1 protein-coding gene is annotated in these 3,002 nt (G+C 51.2%); it reads right to left on the bottom strand.

Going from position 1 to position 3,002, the window contains the following annotated elements; translation table 11 throughout:
* Positions 1-3,002 (bottom strand): hypothetical protein (locus DXN05_RS24815; RefSeq protein WP_211330143.1); only part of this gene is annotated, 3,002 nt, incomplete at both ends.

Genomic DNA, 3,002 nt, shown 5'->3' with positions numbered 1-3,002 from the left:
ACCGTCCAGCTGATGTGATCGTTCTTGTCTGCTACCAGGTTGCCGGTGGCATCGTACTGGTAGTTGCCTGGCTGCATGTCTTTGATATCGTTGCTGTATGTGCTGGCAGCATTGTCTTTAATATAATCCAGCTGGTTGGTGTTGGGCTTGTAGTTGTATACCAGGTTATCCATGGCCAGACCAGTACCTGCTCCGCTGTTGCCATTGCGCAGGTAGGTGAGGATATTGCCGTTGGCATCATAGCTGACCTGTTCTTTAAAATCACCATTCAGGCTTTGAAGGCTGGTAAATGAAGCCGAAGATGCTGCGAAGGCGTCCATATTGGTAAGCCTGTTCAGCTGGTCGTAACGGTAATTGTACACCATCGGGCCACCCAGTTTAGCCACTGTTACCGCCAGGTTGGTAATGTTGCCATTGTACAACGAGCTGTAAGAGCTGCCCAGGCTTTGCTGCAGGTTGGTAACAGGCAGTTTGGCATTGATGGCTACATAATCGGCTGCATAGTAATTCAGCAGCAGGCTGAGCGCGTCTTTCGATACCTGGCTTTGGCTGTCGCCATCCCTCACGTCAGCAGCAGGGGTGGTACAGGCTGTCAGGTTGCTGTTGATGACGGTGATCAGTGTGTCAGTGGCTGCCGTTTCAAATCCGTCGTCAAAGGTGATGGTATTGCGGGCCGTGTATTGCAGGGGCAGCGAGGCACTGCGGCTGTTGACCACCAGGTCGTCTGTGGCCGTGGTGGATGCAGGGCCGCAGCCCGCACCATTGCCATTGGTGCCGCCGGTTAGCAACACCGTGGGGTTAATGGCTTTCAGCCAGCCCTGTAAGGTATAGGCATAATCCAGTCCCTGCACCTGCAATTGTCCGAGGGTAGCCCTCGACAAAGGTCCATGCCGGTAGTAGGCATAACGTGTATCATGCTCCCAGTAAGTACTGTCAAGACTGGTACGTACATCAATCAGCCTGTTCTCCGCATCGTATTCGTATTTCTGGTAAAAGGCATCTTTCAGGCCGGGCTGGTATGATACCTGGTTAACCTTGCCGCTCACCAGGTCATAATCGTATACGACTTTTTTGTAAGCATTACCATTGACATCGTTCATTACCCCTTTATTGTATTGCTGCAGCAGGGTATCTACGTTGCCATGTATATCGTAGCTATAGCGTGTGGCAGATGCGTATTGGTTAGCAGTAAGGTCTGACGCATTATCGTATACAGCAGACAGTGCTACACGGTTACGCAGGTTGGCAGGGGTTAAGAACCGGTCGATCGTCAGGTCATCAGGCACCAGGTCGTATAGGGTGCGTGTGATCTGTTCATGCGATGCACCTGATGCAGCTTTCCATTGCTGTAGTGCGGTGGCTTTGCGGCTGATATCGTCGGTCATACCCGCACTGCTGGATAATTGGCCCACCTCAGTGATCCTGCCCAGGTAATCGTAATTGGTATAACTGTATTGCGCGAGCGGTTGCTGTTTGGCGTTCTGTGATACGGCCAGCCTGCCCAGCCTGTCGTACCAGAATAAACTGGCACCGCCGTCGGGTGATTGTTGTGCCACCACCTGGTTCAACGTATTGTACCGGTACTGTGTAGGCATGCTGTGTGCAGGTACCAGTGCCGTACCGGCGGTACGGGCAGCGCGCACGCTATCCAGCCAGGTTAAACGGCGCACCGGGTTTACACCCTGTGGCGCGATGGTTTTTACCAGGTTACCTGCCTGATCGTAATAGTACAGGGTATACTGGTATTCGCTGTTGGTATGTTGTACCGTGAATGTTTCGTGCTGGTAAGCCTGCAATGCCGTAGCCATATAAGTGCTGTCAAACTGACCCTTGATATTGTTCACGTATGCTTCTAAAATTGCGCTACTGGTGCTTAGCAGGTTGTAGGCACTGTCGGAACAGTTGTTGATCGCCTTTTGCGGCATTTCAGGGAACAGCGGGCTGCTTTTGCCGCAAAGGCGAGGGCCAGTGTATACCACATTGGCTTGCGCATCAGGAAGGTCCACACAAAAGGTGCTGTTAACCGTCATTTTGAGCTCACTCGCGGCAAGACCGGAGGAATACAAGCCATCCGCATGCGATTCGACATTGAGATTCGTGCTCAGGTCTATAAAAGTGGCAGCAATGTTCGTGAAATTTAAAGTAGTATCGGAATCTGTGCAACCCGATAACCCGCTTGCATCGGTACGCATCAGGAAGGCTTTTCCATCACTTGCACCCGCTAACCAGTAAGCGTTGTCTTTTTGCTGCACAATGGCATAAGCTACCTGGTCACCAGCCTTGTGATTTACGTTTGCATGATAACTGTTGCCGGCAGCGGTGGCCGTTTCAGTAATGCGGGCGAAGTGAATATCCCTGGCGCCAGGCGCATTATTGGTTTGCAGGAAATGGTAACTGTTGCCATCTGCTGCAGGAAGGATCCGTGTATAGCCACCATTACCGGAAGTTGCCGGGTTGCCCGGGGAAACACATGACTTTACAGTTAAGTCGTGGTTTATGGTCAACAGGAACGGTGCAGGATGTGCTCCGTCATAGATCGGTGTATTTACACCTGTTATCCGGTAGCCGCCATCCGGCATTTTATACACTTCCGAAGGCCAGTTGTAGCTGCCTTGTAAATCGTATCCCACCTCATCAAGCATATTGCCGTCACTGGCAAATTGCAATAAACTAATGTCGTAGCCCGTTGCATCCCGTTGATTTGATTCATAGCCGAGCACGGAAAAATTTCCATTGCCATCATCTACCATGCCGGCCACCACATCTGATGAGCCGGATAGATTGATATCATCATGCGCTGGTCTGCTAAAATCTATGCGCTTGCTCCACAGTAATGATCCGTCACTGCCTAAAACGCCAACAAGCCAATCCGCTGTTCCACCGGCAAAATTGTACTGACCCGTAAAAGCAAAATTGTCACCAACCGGTATGATGTCCGTTCCCAACTCGCCGTTAGCCGTATTCCAGCCAATAGCTTTGCTCCAGACGATAACGCCATTGGT

The sequence above is a fragment of the Deminuibacter soli genome, from assembly GCF_003412455.1.
Taxonomy (GTDB): Bacteria; Bacteroidota; Bacteroidia; order Chitinophagales; family Chitinophagaceae; genus Deminuibacter; species Deminuibacter soli.
The sequence above is the reverse complement of the archived record's forward strand: the minus strand, read 5'-3'. Positions and strand labels throughout refer to the sequence as shown.